The sequence below is a fragment of the Pedobacter sp. GW460-11-11-14-TSB4 genome (assembly GCF_059423705.1).
This window is the reverse complement of the sequence record NZ_JBWKYI010000001.1, coordinates 414,653-439,967: the sequence shown is the minus strand read 5'-3', so window position 1 is coordinate 439,967 and position 25,315 is coordinate 414,653. Positions and strand designations below refer to the sequence as shown.

The window sequence follows — 25,315 nt, the reverse complement described above, 5'->3', positions numbered from 1 at the left end:
AAACCTAACAGGGCGTATCCCGATTTCGCGGGACCTTCCAATTTGAAAGAAACAAAAAAGGAAGATTTTTAAATTACTGTATGCAACAGCACATACAAGTAATCGCACGCATCTCGCAACAAATAAAAGAAATAGAAGTCCGTTCTACCTTTTTAAGGTTAGCACTGGGTTCGCTTAGCGATTGAAGATTTAATGTTTTCATCAGTTCTAATTTATATCTCCAAATAACACCATGTTATCCGGTCAGGAATTGGCACCTTCTCTTTCTGAGGGTTGCCAGTGGGTCATCGAGCCAGTCTCTCGCCACTTCTTTATAAATCAACCTGTGAAGATTGACTTTTATTTAGCTTTCTGCCAAATAATATTCCAAATGTCTGAATTTAATTTTAATCCACAAAATAAAATTTCGAAATTACATTAACGCACTGAAAATGAATGGTGTATTTTTATGGTGTGATGACAATGCGAAACTTTTAATAAGAAATTAACGCTTAAAATTCTAAGTTTGTGTTACCTATCTAAATTTAATCATGATGAAAAATACAAAAGCCCTATGTTTAGGCCTGCTCTTTACTGTAATAGGTTTAAGCAGCGCAAACGCCCAATTCGGAGGTTTAAAAGACAAACTGTTAAAAGTAGGCACTGCTCAGGGTGCCAAAGCCTTAGGGGTAGATAAGTTTTTAAAACAGCCCGCTGCCATTACCACCAGCTTTGAAGATGTAAACAGAGAAGGCGAAAAGCTACCTGATTTTATTAATTCATTAAATTTAAAAGCCCAGCCATTATATTTATTGCCTAAAAACCCAGACGGTGGTTTTGTACTTTGCGAAGGTTTATACGAAATGAACAATAAAAGTTATTGTTTAAAAGCCGGAACTTTTGCACCATCAAAAGGCGATGGTTATATGTTTGCACCAGTTTTAGGTCCGAAGGAAGAAATTGTGGTTTCCATACTGAAAAGCGCAGAAAAACATCCTGATGTAGACCAACATGATATTCAGGCTTTACTCTGGACGATCATTGCCAGAACAAAATTTGCCGATTTTAATGGACAGGTTAAGGTAACTGCCATTAAATTATTAACACCAAAACAACTTACCCAATTAGAAGGTGGTGCATTAGGCATTTTACCTTTCGATGTAATGGAAAAAGCCAAAGATCAATTGCCAGCAGGTGTGAGGGCCGTTTTTGAAGCAGAAAATAATATCCGCCAGCTAGTTGCTTCTGGAAATTATACCTATGCAGACATGGAAAAATATGCCATTATAGCGGGGATGGCGCCACCAAGAAGCGATGTACCAAGTGGTATCTGGACCAAACACCCAGACGGTTATTATGTGCGTTATTTCCCTTCGGGTTATTCGATTACCAGGGTGCAGGTTTACGTACCAAAAGAATTACTGGCTGGCGGAACAAAATTGATATATGATGCTGCCGGTGATATTGCCTGCCCGGCCAATACAGGATCGCAACGTTTGGCACAGACTAATGAGCCATTGGAAGCAAATTATTCGTTGAAACTAAGCACAATTTGTAACCCTAAATAAGATATATAAATCCTATAAGGTCTTAAAGACCTTATAGGATTATATTTTAACCCAGCGCCTGTGCTAAATCAGCGATAATATCATCTGCATGTTCTAAACCTACAGAAATACGGAGTAGGTTTTTAGGCGTTTTACTATCAGGGCCTTCTACGGAATAACGGTGCTCGATTAAACTTTCAACACCTCCTAAACTGGTCGCCTGCGCAAATAACTGAACTTTGTTGACCACTTTATGGGCAGCCTCAACATCTCCTTTAACCAGGAACGACATCATCCCACCAAAATCTTTCATTTGTTTCTTTGCAATATCGTGCTGTGGGTGACTTTCTAATCCAGGATAAAAAACAGCTTCAACATTTGGATGTGCGTTTAAATAGTCAGCGATAATCTTTCCATTTTCACAGTGTCCTTTCATGCGGTAAGCCAGTGTTTTAATACTTCTGGTTAATAGAAAACAATCGAAAGGAGAAGGCACCGCACCACCCGTTTGCTGGATGTTTTTGATTTTCTCCCAAAGCTCATCTTTTTTGGCCGTTACCAAAATTCCGCCGAGTACATCGCTGTGTCCGCCCAGGTATTTGGTGCTGCTGTGCATCACAATATCCGCACCCAGTAAAATTGGGTTTTGTAAAATTGGAGAAGCAAAAGTGCTATCGCAGGCCAATGTAATGTTTTTCGCCTTCGCGATCTTAGCAATTTCTTCGATATCGGTAACTTTTAATAAAGGATTGGATGGCGTTTCAATCCAGATCAGTTTGGTGTTGGATCTGATGCTCGCTTGTATCAGATCTAAATCGGTCTGGTCAATAAAGTCAAATTCCAAACTATCGTTAAAAATAGTAAGCAATTGTTTTTTAATTCCCCAATACATATCATCTGGCGCAATAATGTGGCTGCCGGGTTTTAAGGCCTGGAATAAAACCAGACCACAGGTGTTCCCCGAAGAAAAAGCCGCTGCATCCTCACCATATTCTAATTTGGCCACAGTGTTTTCTAAAGCAGACCGGTTTGGATTGCTTACCCTGCTATACATGTGTCCGCCCGGATAGCCGCCTTCTGCATCGCGAAAAAAAGTTGTCGACAGATTAAGAGGAGGAGTGACATCGCCTGTAATGCTTTTTACAAGATTAGAAGCGTGAATAGCAAGGGTTTCGGGTTTCATGGTCATTATTTTGATCGAAGTAATATCGGGATGTAATTTAATAATTTGGCGCTAATTTAAGGTTCGTAATGGTTTTGGCAAGATTTATGTAACAAGTTTGACGAAATTTAAATTAAACAAAAATGAAAAGATTATTTATAGCTATCGCAATAGCATGTTCTACTTTAGTAATGTTACAAAGTTGTAATACTGCAAAAAGAGTAACAGCAGGTGTAACAGGTAGCAGAGGTACAGTGGTTCGCGAATGGGTGGTGAGTAATGTAGCTTTAGAAGGATTGCCTGATGGCGCTGTGCAAGGTTTGTTTGGAGAGAAATCTTACAAATGTTTTCAGGGAAGTACATGGAATTTAACCAATAGCGGAAATGGTTCTTATACTTTGCCAGCATCAAGCGCTTGTGGTTCGGTAATGCAAACTATTTTCTGGTCGGCAGCACCTAAAGATCAAACCTTCCAGTTTAAGAAAATATTTGAAGGTGATAAAGCTAAAAATGTAACAGAAGGTTACCGTTTAGTATTAACTGATCTTTCTAGCACACAAATGATCTTAAAATCGCCAATCGAATTTGGTGGCAAAACTGCAAACATCGTTTTAACGTTTGTACCTGCAGCAAGATAATTAAATTTACCTACGAAAAACATATAGTGAAAGCACTTCTGAAAAGAAGTGCTTTTTTTGTTTACCGTCTTTTAGGATTGCCACGGAAACACGGATTTACATGGAGTCTCTTGGACTGTTTTATAGTAGGTTTTTAACCACAGATTAACACAGATATAAATTAGAATCAGGTTTTGTCTTACATATCTGGCCGTCAAGCGGGGAAACATCAATTTATACTGGAGTTTGACAGTTATTTTTCTGTGCCTTCCGTGTTTCCGTGGCTGATATTATTAAGCTTAAATGAGTTTTTAACTGGATACCCAATCAAAATCTGTGTTTATCTGTCCTGATCTGTGGTTAATTACAGCGATTGCTATCTTAAAATCGCGGTTTGTTACAAGAAAATGATTTTCAAATCGCCTCATTATTGTATTTTTGTTCAAAATAAATCAGGAATGAATACAACTGAGCAAGTTGAAAAAATATTAGCTGATACCAATTTATCAACTGAATTACAAAACATAGCACACAAAGTTCTTCACGGAGAACGCATTACCTTTGACGAAGGCGTTTACCTCTACGAACATGCCGAACTGGGCTACCTGGGGGTTCTGGCGAATTTTATCAGGGAGCAAAAACACGGTGATAAAACCTATTTCAACCGGAATTTCCATTTAGAACCGACCAATCTTTGTGTTTACGATTGCAAATTTTGCTCGTATTCCCGTTTAATCAAGCAAAAAGAAGAAGGATGGGCTTTAACGATGGAGCAAATGCTCGATATCGTTAAAAAATATGATGGAGAACCGGTAACCGAAGTACATATTGTAGGTGGCGTACTTCCTCAATATGATGTGGCCTTTTATGCTGCCTTATTTACAGCAATTAAACAGCATCGCCCCGATTTACATGTGAAAGCATTAACTCCTGTGGAGTATCATTATATTTTTAAGAAAGCCAAAATTGATTACGCAACAGGTATGCGTTTGATGAAAGAGGCTGGATTAGAATCGATACCAGGTGGTGGAGCCGAAATTTTTCACCCTGAGATCAGGGAACAGATTGCTAAAGACAAATGTACAGGCCAGCAATGGTTGGATATACACGAGGAATGGCATAAACTGGGTATGCGCAGTAATGCCACCATGCTTTATGGCCATATCGAAAAATACTGGCATCGCGTCGATCATATGGAAAAACTACGTGAATTACAGGATCGCACAGGTGGTTTCCAGACTTTTATCCCTTTAAAATTCAGAAATCAGCATAACCAGATGAGCAACGTGCCAGAATCTTCAGTGATTGAAGATTTAAGGAATTATGCCATCGCCCGTATCTACATGGATAATTTCGATCATATTAAAGCCTATTGGGCCATGATCAGTCGCGAAACTGCGCAGTTATCCTTAAATTATGGTGTTGACGATATTGACGGTACTTTAGATGATACCACCAAAATATACTCGATGGCTGGTGCTGAAGAGCAAACACCTGCAATGAGCACCAAAGAACTGGTGAATTTGATTAAACAGGTGGGCAGAAAGGCAATAGAACGCGATACTTTATACAATGTGGTGACCGATTTCGAGCATGTAGTTTTCGAAGAAGAAAAGAAACCGCAGTATTATAAGCTGCCGGTAGTGAATTAGGATTGTTATGATGATAGGATTTAACAACTTTTCGCAAAATCCAAAAATCAATAAATAAAAACGTTAATCCTGCAATCTTATAACCCTAAAAATCCCATTTTAATGGTCAAAGAAATATACATCATACGCCACGGCGAAACGGAACTTAACAGACAAGGCATAGTACAGGGCAGAGGTATAAATTCTGACTTAAATGATTTGGGCCGGGCACAGGCTGAAGCCTTTTACCAAACGTATAAAGACATCCCTTTTGATAAGATTTATACTTCCGAATTAAAACGTACCTGGCAAACCGTTCAAAAATTTATAGATGCTAAATTACCCTGGGAAAAACTTTCAGGCTTAGACGAGCTTGCCTGGGGCATTTGGGAAGGACAACCCAATACGGAACTTGCACGCGATGCTTTCCGTGAGATGTTACAAAGCTGGCAGGACGGAGATTATACGGCTCATTTCGAAGGTGGCGAAAGCGTTCAGGATGTTTACGAACGTTTAAAACAACCGATGGAAGTTTTAATGACCAGACCTGAAGAAAAAACAGTTTTACTGTGTATGCACGGCAGGGCAATGCGCGTTTTCTTATGTTTGTTACTAGGTAAACCATTAAGCGAAATGACTGAATTTCCACATCAGAATACCGTGCTTTATAAAATGGGTTTTGAGGATGGAAAATTTACTGTTCTTGAATTTAACAGTGCCATTCATTTAGACGGTTTAATAATTGAATAACTTTCTCAGTTCGTCATCCTGAACTTGTTTCAGGATCTTTTAGGACAGATGCTGAAATAAATTCAGCATGACGGCAACAATTAAAAGTAAATAACACCTTGAATAAGATTAAAATATCGGCAGTTGCCTATACCAATACCAAAGCTTTTATATACGGATTAACACATTCGGACATTATAAATAAAATTGATTTAAGTTTAGATATCCCTTCAGATTGTGCAGCCAAAGTGATTAACGGTCAGGTTGATATCGGTTTGATGCCAGTAGCGGCTATCCCTTTAGTTCCCAATGCCAATATTGTGGCCGATTATTGTATCGGAAGTGATGGAGGGGTGAACTCTGTATTCATTTTTAGTGAAGTTCCGGCCCGTGAAATTAAAACGGTCAGATTAGATAGCCACTCGCGTACATCAAATAATTTGGCTAAAGTATTGCTTAAGTTCCACTGGAAAAAGGAAGTGGAATTTACGACAGATCCGACTGCAAAAACGGATGCTTTTGTTTTAATAGGTGACCGAACTTTTGGTAAAAAAGACGATTTCGCTTATGCCTACGACATGGGTGAGGAATGGAAAAATTTTACCGGATTGCCTTTTATGTATGCGGCCTGGGTAGCCAATAAAGAAATCTCGCAAGAGTTTAAAGCCGAATTTAACGCGGCTTTAAAATTTGGACTGAAGCATAGAAAAGACGTTTTAAAGGAACTACCTGAAGTGCAAAATTTCGATCTGGAAGATTATTTATATCACCGGCTTCAATTTGATGTTACCGACGACAGAAGGAAAGCTTTAAAATTGTTTTTGGGATATATTGAGGAATTAGAAAAAGTAAGTACATAATAAAATCGTCATCTCGACTGTAGCTTAGTCCCGAACTTTCGGGAGAGAGATCTATAACAGATTTCTCGACTTCGTTGCACTCCGCTCGAAATGACGATTAATTATATTGAGTTATCACAAATCAATTTATTAGAAAAGTTATTTTTTGAAGTTTAATTAAACTAGTGACTTTTCATTTTTCCAGCCACTTTTTCCAATGTACTTTTTAACTTCGTTAAAGCGCCTGTAATGGCTAAATCGTAAGTATTACCCATATTGGTAACTGCAATAGGATCTTTTCCGGTAATTCTGGCTTCTAACAAACATCTTTTATCATCTAAGCCATCTTTACTGCCATTTTCATCTGATAAATGGACCTCCAGACGTGTAATTAAATCGCTATATCTGCTCAAACCTTCATTTAACTGCGTTTGAATTTTTTCATCGTATTCCTGGTGGATAGTTAAACTTTTGTCGGTATTCAGTTGGATCGTCATAATTAAAATATTAGTTGTAAATTATATAAGATTAACACACAACTTCCGGAAACGTTTTGAATTAGGGTTAATTGTTGATAATATGGTTAACTGTTTAAACTGTAAAAAGGGTTAATTGTTGAAGCAAGAAAATTATTATGCAACCGGGTAACAGACCATTGTATCTAAACCTGATAGGAGCGGGCACGAGTGTAACGAAGTAAAGCGGATAGCAGGACTACAAGATCCGAAATGCACAGCACCCTTCATTTTCTAGACCTAGTTAACTGTTTAAACTGTAAAAAGGGTTAACTGTTGAAGCAAGAAAATTATTATGCAACTGGGTAACAGACCATTATACCTAAACCTGATGGGAGCGAACACGAGTGTAACGAAGTAAAGCGGATAGCAGGACTACACACCCCGAAATGCACAGCACCTTTCATTTCTAATCCTGGTTAGTTATTTAAATTGATGAACAACTATGCCTACCAATAACCGATTCGATGCATTACTCGTTTAAGCAAAACGACCAAGCTTGCTAACAATCTTTTAACTTTTCAACAAAACAGCTGTAAAATGCTTATTCGTGTTATCTTTATGGCTTTTGTAAATTAATTTCAGTTTTGGCTAAAGACACGAATAAAGAAACCCCGTTAATGCAGCAATACAACGCGATTAAAGCGAAGTATCCGGGCGCACTTTTACTATTTAGGGTTGGCGATTTTTATGAAACGTTTGGCGAAGATGCCATTAAAACGGCACAGATTTTAGGCATCGTATTAACCAGAAGAGGTACCGGCCCTAATGGCGGTGCTTTAGAACTGGCTGGCTTTCCACATCATTCTTTGGATAACTACTTATCTAAACTGGTGAGGGCAGGACAACGCGTGGCCATTTGCGATCAGCTCGAAGATCCTAAAACTACAAAAACTATTGTTAAACGTGGTGTAACAGAATTGGTTACGCCCGGAGTAGCTTACGGTGATAACATAGTCAATCAGAAATCGAACAATTTCCTTGCCTGTGTTTTCTTTGATAAAACACAACTGGGGGTTTCATTTTTAGATATATCAACAGGTGAATTTCTAATTGCACAAGGTAACAGCGATTATATTGATAAACTTTTGCAGGGTTTTAAGCCAACAGAGGTTATTTTTCAGAAATCGAAACGCCAGGCCTTTACCGAGAACTTCGGCGATCGTTTTTACACCTTTGGTTTAGACGAATGGCCTTTTACAAGCGATTTCGGAAACGAAACGCTGATGAAACACTTCGAGGTTTCTTCGTTAAAAGGTTTTGGTGTAGAACGTTTGCAGAGCGGAATTGTAGCTGCAGGTGTAATTTTACACTATCTGGGCGAAACCGAGCACCGTAATCTGCAGCATATCAGTTCAATAGGTCGTATTGAAGAAGACCGCTACATGTGGTTAGATCGCTTTACGATCCGTAACCTGGAGCTGGTAAATTCGCCGAACGACAACGCCGTAACCTTGTTCGATATTCTGGATCATACCTGTACGCCAATGGGTGCACGTTTGTTGCAGAAGTGGATTATTATGCCATTAAAAGAGTTGAAGCCTATTCAGGAACGTCTTGGTATGGTGGAGTATTTTGTAAAACATGAAGAGCTACAAGGGGAATTTTTAAGTAACATTAAACAGATTGGCGATTTAGAACGACTGATTTCTAAAGTTGGTCTGCAACGTGTTGGTCCGAGAGAATTAGTCGCATTAAAACGTGCACTTTACCATATTGAAGCCGTTAAAAAACTGGCTGCCGATTCTAAAAATCCTTTCCTGATTAAAATAGCGGATCAGTTGAATCCATGTTTGGCCATTAGGGAAAGAATTGAAAGGGAATTGCAGCCTGATCCACCGGCATTGCTGATTAAAGGAAATGTAATTGCCGACGGCATTGATGAAGATTTAGACCGTTTGCGTAAAATTGCCTTTGGTGGTAAGGATTACCTGGTGCAGATACAGAAACGTGAAGCAGAAGCAACCGGAATCCCATCTTTAAAAATTGCCTTCAACAATGTTTTTGGTTACTATTTAGAGGTTACACATACCCACAAAGATAAAGTGCCGGCAGGCTGGATCCGTAAACAAACGCTGGTAAATGCCGAGCGTTACATTACACCGGAGCTTAAAGAATACGAAGATCAAATTTTAGGTGCAGAGGAAAAGATACAAGCCATTGAAATCCGCCTGTATAATGAACTGATGTACGAAACAGCCAGTTACATTAAACCGATCCAGCTCGATTCGTTTTTAATTGCACAGCTTGATTGTTTATTGTGTTTTGCACAATTGGCGGCTAAGAATCATTATAACAAACCTAAGGTTACCGAAAATAAGGTGCTTGACATTAAAGGTGGCCGTCACCCGGTAATTGAAAAACAATTGCCTGTAGGGCAGGAGTACATCACTAATGATGTGTATCTGGATACCGATAGTCAGCAAATTATTATGATTACCGGACCCAACATGGCGGGTAAGTCGGCCATTTTAAGACAAACCGCGCTGATTGTATTGATGGCACAAATGGGCTCTTTCGTTCCGGCTAAAGATGCTGAAGTAGGTATTGTAGACAAGATATTTACCCGCGTAGGGGCATCTGATAATATTTCTTCAGGAGAAAGTACATTCATGGTCGAAATGAATGAGACTGCCAGTATTTTGAATAATATTTCGGATGATAGTTTGATTTTACTCGATGAAATTGGTCGCGGAACCAGTACCTATGATGGTATTTCAATCGCCTGGGCCATTGCCGAATTTTTACACCAGCACCCAACCGCGCGACCAAAAACATTGTTCGCCACGCACTACCATGAGCTAAACGAACTGGCCAATACCATGCCGCGCATCAAAAACTTTAATGTATCGGTAAAAGAAATGACCAATAAGGTAATCTTTTTACGGAAGCTGGTTCCAGGTGGCAGTGAACATAGTTTTGGTATACACGTAGCGAAAATGGCGGGGATGCCAACAAAATTAATTGGTCGTGCGAATGAGATCCTGAAAAAACTGGAAATAGACAGAACCGAGGGACAAAGCATTAAAGACAGTATTAAAAAAGTGCAGAACCAGGCTTATCAGTTACAGATGTTTGCCATCGATGATCCTGTTCTAGTGAAAATCCGTGATACGCTGAATAATTTGGATGTAAATGCGTTAACTCCTGTTGAAGCTTTGCTTAAATTGGACGAAATACAGCGATTGATTAAGAATTAGGAAAGGTTAGAGGTTTAGGGTGTAAGGCTGAAGTTAGGTGTAAGGTTTGAGGCTTAAGTATCTCAAGACCAAAAATATTGATGCCTTTGAAATAATATTAAAATCTAAGCCTTACACTGAAAAATAAGCTTAATATAAGAATAACAATTTAGTGACCATAAAATTGACACGATGGAAATAACCTTAAACCTTCCACCTTATGCCTTACGCCTCAAAAATATTTTTTACTTAATAACACTCATAGTTTTTCTTTCGTCTTGCGGTAGCCGGAAATACACCGTTAAAAGTGATACGAAAGCTTCAAAGGCGGCAGATGCGATGGCAAATTTACAAAGCAAACCACTTTATCGTTTCATTACCGACTGGACAGGTGTTAAATACCGTTTTGGTGGTTTAGATAAAGGCGGAATTGACTGTTCTGGTTTTGCTTTTTTATTGGAGAAAGAAATTTATGGGGTTACACTTCCGCGCATTTCACGCGAGCAGGCCAATGTGGTGAGACGTAAAAGTATCGATAATTTAAAGGAAGGAGATTTGGTGTTTTTCTCTTTTGGTGGCAATGATGTAGATCATGTAGGCGTATACCTCAACAATGGTTTTTTTGTGCATGCCAGCACGACCAGAGGTGTAATTGTTGATGATTTAACTTTACCTGCCTACCAAAGGGTATTGGTAAAATCGGGATCGGTGAATTAGTTAATTCCTATACTTGTCGTCATGCTGAACTTGTTTCAGCATCTTATTAGTGAAAATGAATTACGATGAGTATTATTCTTTAAAGACCCTGAAACAAGTTCAGGGTGACGGACATTAAAAATAAAACAATCTTCACCAAATTTCGTTATTCATCTATGCGTATATTTTTCATAATCTGCTTATCTTTAATTACTTATTCTGTTAGTGCGCAGGTTAAATTGCTCAAACTGGATGATCTGGATAAACGTATGGCCAATGGAAAAGATACAACCTATGTAATCAATTTCTGGGCAACCTGGTGCGGGCCATGTGTGGCAGAGTTGCCGAATTTCGAGAAATTGCGTTTAGCCAATTTAAAAAAGCCGGTTAAAGTGCTTTTGGTGAGTTTGGATTTTAAATCAAAATTGCAAAAGGAAGTGATTCCATTTGTGTTGAACAATAAAATTAATGCGGAGGTATTTCTTTTAAATGAACCGGATCAGCAACAGTATATTGAACGGGTTGACAAAAAATGGTCTGGTGCTATTCCGGCTACACTGTTTGTGAACAAAAAAAGCAGGCATTTTTACGAAAAGGAATTTACAGAGACTGAACTGAAAAATACTTTGTTAAACTTAAAATAGATCGTAATGAAAAGATTAATTTTAATGGCTTTTATGCTGATCTCAGGATTCGCATTTGCACAGACTGAAGGTTATAAAGTGGGTGATGTAGTTAAAGATTTCTCGCTTAAAAACGTAAACAACAAAATGGTTGCCCTGGCCGATTATAAGGATGCAAAGGGTTATATTGTTGTTTTTACCTGTAATACTTGCCCCGTGGCAAAAGCTTATCAAGACCGTATCTCGGCCTTAAATGCAACTTACGCCGCAAAGGGTTATCCGGTGGTGGCCATTAATCCAAACGATGCTGGAGCTGTTCCTGATGAAAGCTTCCAGAAAATGCAGGCATTGGCTTCAGAAAAGAAATTAAATTTCCCTTATCTGTTAGATCCCGATCACGTCGTAACCAAACAGTTTGGCGCAACCAGAACGCCACATGTTTTTGTGCTGAACAAAACCGACAAAGGAAATGTAGTGGAATACATTGGCGCTATCGATAATGATCCGGAAGAAGCAAACAGCACCAAAGTGGAGTATGTTAAAAATGCAGTAAACGAATTATCAATTGGTAAAAAACCTGCAATTGTATCAACTAAAGCTGTTGGCTGTGGTATAAAATGGAAAAAAGGTTAAACAAAAACATGACAGCGTCTGGGTGAAATCGCCTTTAGTATGCATACTCTTGTTTTAAATATAGCTTAACCACCATTGCCGGTGTTTTTCTTTATATTGTTTAAACCATCTGCATGGAAGATACAGAGAGGCTACCACACAAATCCATATCAAATAAACTATTGGTAAACTAAAGCCAAATGCTGCTGGTCTAAATAAAAACGGAACCTGTATGATTTCTTTGGTGTGATGCCCTGTGGCAAAAAACACCACGATTAACAGGGTATGCAACAGATAAAAATGCAGTACATAGTAAAAGAAAGGCACGGCTCCGTACACAGAAGTTATCCTGGTGAACCGGTTTCTTAGGTTTTCGGTGAAAGCCAAAAACAGCATCGCCGGACCTAAAGTCATGGCCGTATATTGTAAGGAAGGTGGATATTTGGTTACATTAAAAAAGGCGAGTAGATTCTTAAAAAAGTCGTGATATTCTTTTCGCGGCGCGGGATCGCCATAGATATTGATCAACCTTAGGGAGATAAATACAAATATAGTGAGCAAACCTATAATTAATAAATTGCGCTGTCTGCGCTCAGCAACGTAACCTTTTTTATACCAGGCACCAATTCCATAGCCTACAAACATTACACCCGTCCACGGAAGGATGGCATAAAATACCCCAACCAAATGATTGGCAGAAAGCGGTACCACAGTGCCTGTCGCGGTGAAAAATACTTTTAAGATCAAACCACCATTTTGGTCTGTTGGCGCAGGGAATAAATTAAAAAGATTATGTCCGAAAACCAATACCAGGCCGGTTATGAGCACGGTCTTATACGACATGCGACTGGCCAATGCCAGAAATACCATAATGCTTCCAATTGCCCAGATGACCTGAAGAATAATGAAATTGTAAGATGGATTAAAGGTCAATCCAAATGTGATCACCACAATTTCGATCAATATTAGCCATAAACCCCGTTTTAATAAAAAAGAACTTGCCTGCGCCGGTGTTTTGCGCTGTGCCGATAAATAAGCTGATAAGCCTGATAAGAAAACAAAGGTTGGTGCACAAAAATGCGTAATCCAACGGGTGAAAAATAACATGCCTGTGGTGATATCGGGATTTAGCGGATCACTGGTCATGGCACCGATATGAAAGAAATCTCTCGTATGATCCAGCGCCATAATAATCATTACTAACCCGCGTAGTATATCGATAGATAAAATGCGTTTAGATAAAGTTACGGTATCAGCATTCATAACAATAGGTTTGGTTATTTAAATATACTCATTCAAAATTATTTTTACTGACTTAATTATTACCTTTAGCTTCATCAGCATCCTATCCGAGTCTGTTTCTGTGTGTTGTAGAGGAAAATCGATTTAGGAATGGTTTAATTGACTATAATGATTTTGATGTTCGAAAAATTATAATAATATTTGTTAAGCGCTAACCGAATAATATCTTACCACAACTATTATCATCATCGATAATGGATAGATTTCGTTTAGTAGAAATTAAACCAAAATATCATAAACCATCATAATGAAAAGAAGAACATTTATACAAAACACAGGTTTGTTAGGCGCTGGAGTTGTCGCATCGAAATTTTCTTTTGCCGCTAATCTTGCACCAGAATTTCCTGTGGTACGTGTAGCTGCCGCAAAACGACACTTTCAAAGTAAAGCCGTAGATGCTGCCATTAAAACTTTCCAGGCAAACGTTAAAAATCCCGAATTGGCCTGGCTGTTCGAAAACTGTTTTCCCAATACTTTAGATACTACGGTTTACAATTCAGAAAAAGATGGCCGACCAGATACTTATGTCATTACCGGTGATATTGATGCCATGTGGTTACGCGATAGTTCGGCGCAGGTTTGGCCATATCTTCAGTTTGTAAATGAAGATGAACCGCTTAAAAAATTAATAGCCGGCGTAATTATCCATCAAACTAAATGTATTTTAAAAGATCCTTATGCAAATGCTTTTTATGGCGACCCCACCAAAGTAGGTGAGTGGAAAACAGATAAAACGGCCATGCAGCCCGGAGTGCACGAACGCAAATGGGAAATAGATTCTTTATGTTATCCTATCCGCCTGGCTTACCACTACTGGAAAAAAACAGGCGATAAAACACCTTTTGATGCCAGTTGGAAAAAAGGAATTGAAGCCACTTTAAAAACATTCAAAGAACAACAGCGAAAAGCGGATAAAGGACCCTATCATTTTCAGCGGGAAACGACTCAACCTACAGATTCACTACCCATGGCCGGTTACGGTTTTCCGGTAAATCCGGTGGGCTTAATCTGCTCAGCATTTCGTCCGAGTGATGATGCCACCATTTTCCCTTTCCTGGTTCCATCTAACTTTTTTGCGGTATCGAGCTTAAAACAGGCCGCAGAAATGATTAAAGCCTTACAGAATGATCAGGCTTTGGAAAGTAGTTTGTTAAACATGGCTGATGAAGTGAGCGCTGCGCTACAGAAACATGCTATCGTTAATCATCCGAAATATGGTAAAATTTACGCCTTTGAGGTAGATGGTTTTGGAAGTTCGTATCTGATGGACGATTCTAATGTACCAAGCTTGCTGGGTTTACCTTATTTAGGTGCGATGAAAATTGAAGATCCTATTTATCAAAATACACGGAAATTTGCCCTTTCTAAAGATAATCCATATTTCTTTAAAGGTACAGCTGCAGAGGGAATTGGTGGACCGCACGCTGGTCAGGATATGATCTGGCCAATGAGTATCACCATGCGTGCCTTAACCTCGAAAGATGATGCTGAGATTAAATCTTGTATCGATATGTTACGTAAAACACATGCTGGCAAAGGTTTTATGCACGAATCTTTTCATAAAGATAACCCTGCGAACTTTACAAGGGCTTGGTTCGCCTGGTCGAACACCTTATTTGGTGAGTTACTTTGGAGAACCTACCACGAAAAACCAGCTTTGCTAAAAGCCTAATACAAGCGACCGTATTGATTGGGGTTTGTAATTGATTTTGATATTCAGTTCAACGCCTGATCAATACGGTTTTGTTTTGTCTTCCCTTATCTCCAGGATAAGGTGCACAGCGACTGTACAACGCACTACCTGTTTACATGATGTTGTACAATTTGACGGTAATTACAGGGGATTTATACGCCATTCGGGAATAAATTGATCAATGTGTGTAAAAGCTATGTTATAACGCTAAATTCTATCCTTTGCCTGTAATAAATATTTGTAAATTGCTACAAATTATTCCGTTTAGCATTGCAAAATTTTAGTAAAACCATCCTGGAAGATATTGAATTTATAAATCAGATTCCTGCTGTTGCACATATCTTAGAAATTGTTTGTAGAACCACAGGTATGGGGTTTTCGGCAGTGGCTAGGGTAACATCAGATAGCTGGGTAGCCTGTGCCGTTCATGATGAAATAAACTTCGGATTAAGCGTGGGTAGCGAACTCAAACTGGAAACAACCATTTGTAACGAGATCAGGCAGCATAAAAATGCTGTTATCATTGATCACGTGGATGAAGATCCTGATTTTGCACAGCACCATACACCATTAATGTATGGCTTTCAGAGCTACATCTCGGTGCCTATTACGTTAAAAAATGGTGAGTTTTTCGGTACGCTTTGCGCCATTGATCCTAAACCGGCCAAGCTGAAAAATCCGACCGTAACTGGTATGTTTACCATGTTTGCCGATTTAATAGCCTTTCATTTAGATGCACTGGAAGAACTGGCTAACAAGGAGCGGGAGTTAAAAAAAGAACAGGAAATAGCTGTTTTAAGAGATCAGTTTATTGCTATTCTGGGTCATGATTTACGAAATCCGTTAAATGCCATTTCGAACAGTGCACAACTTTTATCACGTTTGAATTTAGATGAACGCAGTGGGCGTATCACTAAAATTATTAAAGATTCGTCTTTCAGAATGAATGGTTTGATTGAGAATATGCTCGATTTTGCCAGTGGACGTTTAGGCGAGGGAATTACCATCAGCAAAACACCTGACGAAGATTTGGAGAAATTACTGCTCCAGGTGGTAGAAGAGTTGCAGGCCATTTGGCCATCGAGGGATATCAAGCTAAATTTTGATCTTGCTTATCCTGTTCATGCAGACGGAAAGCGACTGGCACAGCTTTTTTCTAATTTATTAGGCAATGCTTTAAATTATTCTCCATCAGATTCTACAGTCGAAATCAGTGCTTTCAGTACCGAAACAGAATTTAATCTTTGCGTAACCAATGAGGGTAAACAAATTCCGGCTGTTGCCATGGACAGGTTGTTTCAGCCTTTTTCCAGGGGTGAAGTAGAACCCAATCAAAAAGGCCTTGGTCTGGGTTTATATATTGCATCAGAAATTGCCAATGCCCATAATGGAACGCTTAAGGTATCTTCTACGCCTCAAAACACCTGTTTTACCTTGCACTTACCTTCTAGTGATGATAACAATAAACGATAACCTGCCTACCTCTACACTTTTAGAACTGAAAGTAGGCGATGAGATTACAGACGGGAATACTCAATCTGGTACCATAAAAAATATCGAGATTAGTGAAACGGATGAATTTTTAATGTTTATTTTTCAGTTGGAAAAACAGCACCTTACCGTGAAGAAACTCAAACAGGTTTGCTAATTATAAAATAGGCCTCGGATCGAATATAACCTGAAACGACTTAATTTTTTCGTTGGCTAACTGGTACCAGCCACAGGCATATATCGTGCTTTTACCCATGTTAATATCATACCATAAACAAACATCCTCCTGATCTAAAAACACTTTTTTAACATCGTATTTAAATTTCATTTTTTTCATGTCGTCGATATAAATATCAGCGCCGTTTCTTTCGCCCATAACGCCTTTAAAAGTCATATCATCATGTAGTTGTGCCCTGGCCACCTCAAAGTTTTCGGTGTTTAAGGCATTAATAAAATCAAGTACAACAACCTTTGCATTATGCTCGGTTAATAGTTTATCGGATGTGCTCATAACAAAATCTATTTACCATTAAACGAAAGTCAGAACCAAAATGTTTGGAAGGAAGTGACTTGATGAGCAACAAATGAAAGGTTTAAATAATAAGAGTCGTCATTGCTGAAAAAGCTTTCACGCAACGACGACTATGCTATCCTTCAAAACTATATACTTTTCCAGGCTGTGTTTTAAAACTGTATTTAAAGTCCTTTCCTGATTTTTCTTCTTCGATAGCCTTAAGCTTACGCTTTAACGCATTTGGAGATCTCACGATACAATCTTCGCCTGATAATGATTTTATCGACAGCTTTGTAATTTTACCATCTTTCCATTGCAGATCTGTAATTTCGAAGTTACCCCTGGCTCTTAAACCCTGAATACTTCCTGTTGACCATTGATCAGGTAGGGCCGGTAAAAATTGCAGCTCACCTGCCTGGCTTTGCAATAACATTTCTGAAACGCCTGCTGTGTAGCCAAAATTCCCATCAATCTGAAAGGGAGGATGAGCACAGAAAAGATTGGCGTAAATGCCTCCGCCTTTATTATAATCGGTGCCCGAGCCACCCACTGGCGTAATAAAGTTCTGCAATATTTTATAGGCATGATTACCATCCTGCAGCCTGGCCCAAAAATTAATTTTCCAGGCCATAGACCATCCTGTTGATTCATCGCCACGGGCTGTTAAAGTTACTTTAGCGGCTTTGGCAAGCTCAGGTGTATTAATGGTGCTGATTTCTCTGCCAGGATGCAGGCCAAAAAGATGCGAAATGTGTCTGTGTTGATCCTTAGGATCATCGCGGTCGGTTTCCCATTCCTGTAATTGTCCCCATTTACCAATTTTTGGTTTTAATAAATGTGCTTTAAGATCTGCAATGTGTTTTTTATAATCACTATCGATGCCTAAAATTTCAGCTGCTTCTATATAATTTGTAAATAGATCGTAAACAATCTGCTGATCGTGTGTTACGCCATCTTCAGTCGGGCCATGTTCTGGCGACCAGCCCAATGGCGATACCAAAGTGCCGTCTGCTCTTCTCTTTAAGTGGTCATCCCAAAACTCTGATATCTCTTTGATAATGGGGTAGGCGAAATTTTTTAAATAATCTTTATCCCTGGTAAAAGAATAGTGCTCCCACAGCGCCTGTGCATACCAGGCACTTCCAGGTGTATTCCATAAAAAACTCATTCCGCCGAAAATATTGTTTTCTGTTTTTACGGTCCAACCACGGGTGTTTGGATATTTCTGGCGTGTAGTGATGGCACTTACCTCACGCATGCTGTTTATATAATCCAGATATGGGATATGACATTCTGAAAGGTTAGTTGGCTCTGCCAGCCAATAATTCATCTGGATATTGATGTTAGAGTGGTAATCGCTGCCCCATGGTGGCGTATTGCTCTCATTCCATAGCCCTTGGAGATTCGCAGGTAAACCTCCCTTTCTAGAGGAGCTGATCAAAAGGTATCTGCCGTATTGAAAAATTAGAGCTTCTAAGGCAGGGTCAGGCGTCTTTTTATAATTGATTAACCTTTGGTAAGTTGGCAAACTGTTGTTTTTTATATCATTCTGACCTAAATTAATAGCTAAGCGGTTGAATAATTGCTTGTAGTCATCAACGTGTGCTTTTAATAGATTTGAATAGGATTTTGTAGCGCTTTGTTTCAGTATACGATCGATTTTTGACGCAGGTTCTTCTCCTTTCCAGTTTTCACTGCGTTTATTACTGTAATTGGTAGCAGCGGTGAAAAGGACAGTTATGGCATCGGCATTATCGATTTTTAATTTTTCACCATCATCATCTTTAACCGCATGGCTGCTACCATTCTCAATTTTAACCAAAGCAGTCGCCTGATAAGGCATCCCATTAGATAATTTGCCTGTAAATTGGATCGTATTCCCGTTAACGGTGAGATTGCCCTGATGTGCATTTTTTAATCTTAGGGTGGCAGAATACGACTTTTTTTGATTAGCAGTGAACCTTAAAACCATTACTTTGTCCGGAAAACTGCAAAAGTATTCACGTTTATAGCTGGTCCCATTTTGTGTATAATTGATGGAATGGATGGCATCAGCAAGATTTAATTGACGTGTATAGTTACTGAATTTTTGTTCTTTATTGTCGAAGTCAATCCATATATCTCCAAAAGCCTGGTACATACCCCGGTCATTTTCATCTCCTGTCCAGAGGGTATTGTCATTAAACTGAATATGCTCCTGATTAACACCGCCGAAAATCATACCGCCAATCCGGCCATTTCCAATAGGGTAGGCTTCAGTCATCCATTTGCTTGCTGGTTTGTTGTCCCAAAGCAATAGAGGCGTGGTTTCTTTGTTTTGAGCGAAAATAGGTGTGGAAAAGCTAAAGGCTAAAAAGAAGATTAGCGTGCAGCGAATAGCTTGCTTGCAGTTAAAAAACATGTCGGTTATTTGATTAGTGTGTAGTCAAATATATAGATAATCAACGGATTGTGCTATGGACAAAGCAGGCGAATGCTTATCGATTATTGGCATACTATTCAGTTATTTAAGCATGTGATGAGGTGTACCAGCATATTTTTTTTGGTAACTATTGTGATAGCTTAGATTGGATTTTAACAGATTTTATATATTTGATATCACACACTAAAACGTTTTATGTAAAATGAAATCGCTAACCAAATTTTTATTCCTAATCCTTTTTTTGAACCTAACGGACATTCATAATGTTCAAAGTCAGACGAAAGGCTCTTTTACGAAATATGTAAATACTTTTATCGGGACTGCTCCCTTAACTGACCCTAAAATTTTAGGTTATGAGCTGCCGCAGGGTTGGCGATCGTGGGCAGGTTTAACTTTTCCAGGCAGCTCGTTGCCTAACGCGATGGTGCAGTTGAGTCCGATTACCGAATTTGGATCTGGTGCCGGATACGAATATGAAGATGATACCATTTATGGCTTTGCGCACACCAATAAAGGGCATTGGAATTTATGTAATATTCCCGTTTTGCCATTATCCAATGCCACTGGTAAGTTCGGATCGAAGTTTTCGCACAAAAATGAAAGTTCAGCACCAGGTTTTTATCAGGTTTATCTTGATGACTATCAGGTAAATGTAAAGCTGACTTCGACTTTAAGATGTGGATTCCATCAATATGAATATAAAAATCCCAATAATAGACAGATTCTTTTCGACATGGGAAAGGCCAACAGCAGGGTTTCAACCTGGAATATCGAGCAAGTGGGTGCTTCTGCCATACAAGGCTTTCAGGGAGGGGAGAATATTTACTTCTACGCCACGGTAAACGCCAGGATTGAAAAACTGGATCAGACGGATGTAGGTAAACGCTCAGGTTATGCAATCATCCATTTGGCCGATGGCGGGGCGGCACCTGTAGAACTTAAAATCGGTTTATCGTTTGTGAGTGTGGCCAATGCCAAAGAAAACCTGGAACAAGAAATCGGCAATAAAAGCTTTACACAGATTCGTAATGAAGCTACTACAAAATGGGAAGCTCTTTTATCGACCATACAGGTAAAAGGAGGTACTGATAAGCAGAAACAAATGTTATATTCTTGTTTGTACCGCTCTTTTTTATGGCCAGCTTTACGCAGTGATGTAAACGGCGAATTTAAAGATGCAAAGCACAACGTAATGAAGGGCAATTTTAATTATTATACCGAACCTTCACTTTGGGATACCTATCGCAATAAAGATGTGCTGTTGGGCTTAATTACGCCAAAGGTTACATTAGATGTAATTAAATCGATGAAAGATGTAGGCGATAAAACTGGTTTCATCCCGACGTTTTTTCATGGTGACCATGGCGCCTCTTCTATTGCAGGCGCTTATTTGAGGGGGATAAATGATTTTGATATTAAAGGCACTTACCAGATTTTATTGCGTAATGCCAATGTAGATGGTGGTGCCCGTCCCTTTGTGAAAGAATATATCGAAAAGGGTTATATTTCTGATCCTGATGTCAAAAATCCACATGTTGAAACCAAAGCCAAAGCGGGCGTTTCTAAAACACTCGAATATGCTTATGATGACTATTCGCTGGCGCAAATTGCTAAAAAACTAGGCGACAGCAGTAATTATCGGATTTTAATGGCCCGATCAAAGAACTATAAAAATATGTTCGACCCCACTACGCGATTTATGAGGGGCAGATTAGAGAACGGCGACTGGATCAAACCTTTTAATCCGCAATACCCTTATTACGAATATATGTACAGAGAAGCCAATGCCTGGCAGGTTTCATTTTATGCCCCTCATGATATGAAAGGTTTGATTGAACTATATGGCGGTGCAAAGGGATTTGAATCCAAGTTAGATTCTTTGTTTACTTTACCCTGGAATCCAAAATATATCGCCAGGAATGTAGAAACCATGATTGGTCAGTATTGCCAGGGAAACCAGCCCGATCATGAAGCACCATTTGCCTATACTTTCATCGGAAAACCAGAAAAATCACAAAAAATCATCGATAAAATCCTGAATGAACTATACGGCATAGGCAACGATGGTTTGGCACTTTCGGGAATGGATGATGCGGGTGAAATGTCTGCCTGGTATGTATTCAGTTCTTTAGGTTTGTATCCATTTTCTGCAACTGATGCTGAATATTTGGTTACCGCTCCGCTGTTTGATGAAGTTAAATGGAATACCAGTACAGGGAAATTATTAACGATAACTAAACCTGGTAAGGGAAGGGGCATTTGCAATATTAAAGTGGACGGAAAAACAAATAATGGATATTTTATTTCTCACGATTTATTTAAGAACGGCGGTAAGGTAGAGATCGTTACGCGATAAGCTCACCTTATTTAGATTATACTCATTTATTTAATAAAATGTCATTTAAAAGCGACTTTCTAATAGGAAGTCGCTTTATTTATTTAAAATAATGACATCGTTTATTGAATAGGTTCTAATTTAGTAGGGTATAGATTTGAATAGTATTGAATATTACGCTCTTTTTGATTGTGGAAAAAAATGATGCCACCGGCATTGTTGTTATCGTAAATCAGGTGTATAAATTTATTGGTGAAAAATTTTCCTATATATTTTACGGAAGTTGATCGATATAGGATGTTTTTATTTTCTAGGTTTAAGATTATCAATTCATTTTGATTAGTATCAAAATTCTTTATAATTGCTACATTTTTTCCATCATCGCTAAGTGCTATTATATTTTCCAAATTGTAGGAAAGCGAGAAAATAAGATCAGAGTTTTTACTTACGGCTTCGCTATAGATTATTGTTGAAGTATTAATGTCTATTACTTTAAGCACTCCGTTTTTGTTTAGGTACATGCCCCTAGATCCATCATTTGAAAAAACATAGTTAAAATTTTCTGAAGTTTTTAATGTATTCTGACTCTTGACTCCATCGCAGAGGAAATGCGATGAAACATCAGCCAGATCTATAACAAACACTATACCTTTGCGGTTTCGGAAGCTAAATTTATTCGTGTTCCCTATCCACCTCACTATATCATTTAGCCGGATTGTTTTTTCACCCTCCCAAAACCGTCTTAGCAGTTTTTTGCTTTCTATCCTGCTTTTATGAACAAGATCATATACAAACAGGTCTTTGTTGCCCCTTAAAATTAATGCCTTGCTGCCATCTGGAGATACAATAATATCCGTCACATCAGAAAGTATTGTTTCGTAATTTTTGCCCTGATATGACATAATGGCCAGTGTTTTGTTTTTAAAACGGATAAGCAGCTTGTTTCTGTCGGCTATAGAAAACACATTTTCCACGCTTCCGAAAGTGGCTGATTTTACTGGTCTTTTAAAACCATTAAGCTGGTATAATTTTAATGTATCATTTGCTGGTCGTTTGAGCGCCATCATCTTATTATCACCCGATACCATGCAGATTTTTTTTAAATCCCTGGAACTAAATGTCTCTTTGCGTTTAATGATTTCTAATGGTAATGTTTTATGAAGGGCTAGATCGAATAAAGAGAGGTTCCCATCTGAATTAATAAAGGAAATAAACCTGGTATTCGATAGGAAGTCCATCTTAAAGTCTGTTATATTTGATAGTTTTTTATTTCCCTGTTTTACCACAAAATCGATCTGTGATCCGTTAATTTTACTAATATCTTTATTCGTTTTATCGTAAACATATATTATACTATCTTTAATATTGCGAAAGGCGATATACCTTTTGTCTGGAGAAACAAGTGTATTGGCGGCGGCCTGAGGATTGCCTTTTTTATCTTCAAATTTAAAGGCCTTTAGTTTTGAAAAAGATGGATCAAACTCCCATACAAAAAAAGATCCTGAAGACTGATGAACCAGAAAGCTATTTTGTTGAAATTGTTGAATGTTATCTCCACCCGAAATGTCGAAAAAGAATTTATCCGAAAGCAATGTCTCTATACTGTCTTTACGATTAACCAGGTAACGGTTATTTAGGTATTTTTCCCAATTCTGAAATGCATTATAATGGTTATTCTGTGCATAATCGTTTTCTGCCTGAGTAAGAAGTTCTTTATTCACCTTTTTATAGAGCTTAATAAGGCTATAAAGCGAAAATGCAAATAAGGCTATGCAGATTAATAAAAGCGTGTTTGCAATAATCCTCCTTTTCTCTGCTTTTATTTTTGCAACGATTGCCAGCTGTTCTGATCTTTGTGCAAGTTCAGTAGCCGCTTCCGCACGTTTCCGTTCCTCAATAGCAATAAGCCTTTGATTTTCGGCTTTATCTTTTAGCGCACTTGTGATTTTAAGAAGCTCTTTCTGTCTTGCAATTTCATTCTCTCTTTCATTAGCTTCTTTGGCAAGCAAGTCATCCCGTTCTTTGGTTTCCTGATCAAGCTGCTCTTTCTGTAATCTGATTTTTTTTGAAGTTTCAATCGGTTCAACGAGCTTGTCATGACTGAGTTCAAAGGTTACACCCCTGGGCGTATTTTCTGAACGGATAATACGTGCAGACAATAATCGGTCAATTAGACTTCTATCTCCGCCAAGTTTATTGATTAACTGACTTTCGAGCAGACTGGCTCTTTTTCCATCACTGATTAAATCATCCTCAATAACCCGGCGTGCCATTTCCTGCTTGCGAATATTTCCAATTTTAGAGAGTTGATCTATATAAAATTGATCGAGTATATTGGCAATATTTATTTCATGCAAAAATTCACTTTCGCTAAAAAAAAAGGGAATGTGCAGGTTTTTTATATTTAATGATTTAACTTTCTGTTCAATGTAATAACATACGATTTGCAGAAAAGAAGCATGGATCTCGTCGAATTTATTGGTTAACTCACTAATGATCAATTCAGTAATCTTTTGTGATATGATGATCGGTGGACTATAAAATGAATTAAAATATAGTTCAGATTGAGGAAGAGTGTAATTTTGTTGCCAATTTAAATCCAAAATGTTTTTTGAAATTTCTGCCTCATCAAGTAGGAGTAATTCATTTTTGTAAGGTAATAATGCAGGCCCATTTATAGCAAGTTTAGCATTTTTCGAATCAAAAAAGTTAATCTGGAATCGGTTACTCAAAATATTTGGGATGCTGCTATCCATTCTATCCATGAGAGAGAGCTTGTCGGATCTTATTGCAAAAAGTATCCTTATTGATGGCTGCTTATACCACTCTATTACAGGAATCCGATCTGTATCGCTAAGGTTTCCGATCCAGTCTAGTATACGCTTTGGTGAGAGTTCATGGGTAATTTCGGCCAGCTGATTAATGAAATCTGTCTCAACGTCATTACTATAACTAAAGAATTCTTCAAACTGGTCAAATATCAGTACAATATCGCAATTGGGGTTCTTTTCCTTAAGTTTACACTCGGCGAGTTTGATGTATTCCCAAATTTTAGGCTGATCACCATCGTAAATGATATCTTCTTTACGATAAATGATATCCAATTGCTTCAATTTAACTTCTATGCTTTTATAAAGCGTTTCGGCAGGATTAAGAAGTTCCTCTTCCTCATTCTCAACATCATCCTGGTTTAGATAATTTTGGTTTAATCTTATCCTGATAGGCAGAAAATGTGATAATTCTCTTTCTTTAATAAAAACGGTATTGAGCAGGGAACTTTTTCCCACGCCTGATGGGCCAAATAAAACATTAACCCGATTTACCATAATGAGTTTGGCAAGTTGATTGATTTCGGCATCCCTGCCAAAAAAAATCGCGGCATCTTCTTGCTCAAAAGAACGCAGCCCTGGAAATCTATCTCTTTTCATT

General features: G+C 38.4%; 19 protein-coding genes and 1 riboswitch. Of the genes, 13 read left to right on the top strand and 6 right to left on the bottom strand.

All coding sequences use genetic code 11. The annotated features are described in order from the left end of the window. Positions 1-209 precede the first annotated feature (209 nt). Positions 210-320, bottom strand: a riboswitch (SAM riboswitch). 210 nt (positions 321-530) lie between these two features. Next, positions 531-1,547, top strand: a complete 1,017-nt coding sequence (locus AC07YT_RS01885; protein WP_145954234.1) for a hypothetical protein — start codon at positions 531-533, stop codon at positions 1,545-1,547. 46 nt (positions 1,548-1,593) lie between these two features. Here AC07YT_RS01885 and AC07YT_RS01880 read toward each other — a convergent pair whose 3' ends face one another. Continuing rightward, positions 1,594-2,709: a trans-sulfuration enzyme family protein gene (locus tag AC07YT_RS01880; protein WP_086549311.1), complete on the bottom strand. Its 1,116-nt coding sequence runs from the start codon at positions 2,707-2,709 to the stop codon at positions 1,594-1,596. A gap of 122 nt (positions 2,710-2,831) precedes the next feature. Here AC07YT_RS01880 and AC07YT_RS01875 point away from each other — a divergent pair, with 122 nt between their 5' ends. From AC07YT_RS01875 to AC07YT_RS01860, 4 genes are all read left to right on the top strand, one after another. Next, positions 2,832-3,326, top strand: coding sequence for a hypothetical protein (locus tag AC07YT_RS01875; protein ID WP_055907819.1), 495 nt, complete (start codon positions 2,832-2,834; stop codon positions 3,324-3,326). Between the two features lie 437 nt (positions 3,327-3,763). Further along, entirely contained in the window at positions 3,764-4,957 is a 1,194-nt protein-coding gene (mqnE, locus tag AC07YT_RS01870) for an aminofutalosine synthase MqnE (RefSeq protein ID WP_086546060.1), read from the top strand. 102 nt (positions 4,958-5,059) lie between these two features. Beyond that, positions 5,060-5,686 carry a histidine phosphatase family protein gene (locus AC07YT_RS01865; protein WP_086546061.1) on the top strand — a complete coding sequence of 209 codons (627 nt, stop codon included), beginning with the start codon at positions 5,060-5,062 and terminating at the stop codon, positions 5,684-5,686. Between the two features lie 98 nt (positions 5,687-5,784). Next, positions 5,785-6,525, top strand: coding sequence for a menaquinone biosynthetic enzyme MqnA/MqnD family protein (locus AC07YT_RS01860; RefSeq protein ID WP_086546062.1), 741 nt, complete (start codon positions 5,785-5,787; stop codon positions 6,523-6,525). 161 nt (positions 6,526-6,686) lie between these two features. Here the strand turns inward: AC07YT_RS01860 and AC07YT_RS01855 are convergent, their stop codons facing one another. Next, positions 6,687-7,001 (bottom strand): HPF/RaiA family ribosome-associated protein, encoded by a 315-nt coding sequence (locus AC07YT_RS01855; RefSeq protein ID WP_086546063.1) that lies wholly within the window; start codon positions 6,999-7,001, stop codon positions 6,687-6,689. Positions 7,002-7,606: 605 nt separating this feature from the next. Here AC07YT_RS01855 and mutS point away from each other — a divergent pair. The 4 genes from mutS to AC07YT_RS01835 all read left to right on the top strand — a co-directional run bounded on the left by mutS (position 7,607) and on the right by AC07YT_RS01835 (position 12,150). Beyond that, positions 7,607-10,219, top strand: coding sequence for a DNA mismatch repair protein MutS (gene mutS / locus AC07YT_RS01850; protein WP_086546064.1), 2,613 nt, complete (start codon positions 7,607-7,609; stop codon positions 10,217-10,219). Positions 10,220-10,390: 171 nt separating this feature from the next. Then, positions 10,391-10,915, top strand: a complete 525-nt coding sequence (locus tag AC07YT_RS01845; protein ID WP_086546065.1) for a C40 family peptidase — start codon at positions 10,391-10,393, stop codon at positions 10,913-10,915. Between the two features lie 155 nt (positions 10,916-11,070). Continuing rightward, positions 11,071-11,538 (top strand): TlpA disulfide reductase family protein, encoded by a 468-nt coding sequence (locus tag AC07YT_RS01840; RefSeq protein ID WP_086546066.1) that lies wholly within the window; start codon positions 11,071-11,073, stop codon positions 11,536-11,538. A 6-nt stretch (positions 11,539-11,544) separates the two neighbouring features. Further along, entirely contained in the window at positions 11,545-12,150 is a 606-nt protein-coding gene (locus AC07YT_RS01835) for a thioredoxin family protein (protein ID WP_086546067.1), read from the top strand. Between the two features lie 54 nt (positions 12,151-12,204). Here AC07YT_RS01835 and AC07YT_RS01830 read toward each other — a convergent pair whose 3' ends face one another. Further along, the gene (locus AC07YT_RS01830) at positions 12,205-13,392 is read right to left on the bottom strand and encodes an acetyltransferase domain-containing protein (protein WP_086546068.1); all 1,188 of its coding nucleotides are present in this window, start codon (positions 13,390-13,392) and stop codon (positions 12,205-12,207) included. 286 nt (positions 13,393-13,678) lie between these two features. Between AC07YT_RS01830 and AC07YT_RS01825 the strand changes: the two genes are divergently transcribed. The 3 genes from AC07YT_RS01825 to AC07YT_RS01815 all read left to right on the top strand — a co-directional run bounded on the left by AC07YT_RS01825 (position 13,679) and on the right by AC07YT_RS01815 (position 16,772). Next, positions 13,679-15,103 (top strand): glycoside hydrolase family 125 protein, encoded by a 1,425-nt coding sequence (locus AC07YT_RS01825; RefSeq protein WP_086546069.1) that lies wholly within the window; start codon positions 13,679-13,681, stop codon positions 15,101-15,103. Between the two features lie 291 nt (positions 15,104-15,394). Next, on the top strand, positions 15,395-16,597 hold the full coding sequence (locus AC07YT_RS01820) for a GAF domain-containing sensor histidine kinase (protein ID WP_086546070.1): 1,203 nt from the start codon (positions 15,395-15,397) through the stop codon (positions 16,595-16,597). Continuing rightward, a complete protein-coding gene (locus AC07YT_RS01815) occupies positions 16,578-16,772 on the top strand; it encodes a hypothetical protein (protein WP_086546071.1) in 195 nt (64 codons plus the stop codon). Before AC07YT_RS01820 ends, AC07YT_RS01815 begins: the two co-directional genes overlap by 20 nt. On the opposite strand, the gene AC07YT_RS01810 is transcribed toward AC07YT_RS01815, so the two are convergent. After that, entirely contained in the window at positions 16,773-17,126 is a 354-nt protein-coding gene (locus AC07YT_RS01810) for a nuclear transport factor 2 family protein (protein WP_086546072.1), read from the bottom strand. A gap of 136 nt (positions 17,127-17,262) precedes the next feature. Further along, on the bottom strand, positions 17,263-19,530 hold the full coding sequence (locus AC07YT_RS01805) for a glycoside hydrolase family 95 protein (protein ID WP_086546073.1): 2,268 nt from the start codon (positions 19,528-19,530) through the stop codon (positions 17,263-17,265). A 223-nt stretch (positions 19,531-19,753) separates the two neighbouring features. Here AC07YT_RS01805 and AC07YT_RS01800 point away from each other — a divergent pair, with 223 nt between their 5' ends. Next, the gene (locus AC07YT_RS01800; protein WP_086546074.1) at positions 19,754-21,907 is read left to right on the top strand and encodes a GH92 family glycosyl hydrolase; all 2,154 of its coding nucleotides are present in this window, start codon (positions 19,754-19,756) and stop codon (positions 21,905-21,907) included. Positions 21,908-22,008: 101 nt separating this feature from the next. On the opposite strand, the gene AC07YT_RS01795 is transcribed toward AC07YT_RS01800, so the two are convergent. Then, the gene (locus AC07YT_RS01795) at positions 22,009-25,314 is read right to left on the bottom strand and encodes an NACHT and WD repeat domain-containing protein (protein ID WP_086546075.1); all 3,306 of its coding nucleotides are present in this window, start codon (positions 25,312-25,314) and stop codon (positions 22,009-22,011) included. Between the last annotated feature and the right edge of the window lies 1 nt (position 25,315).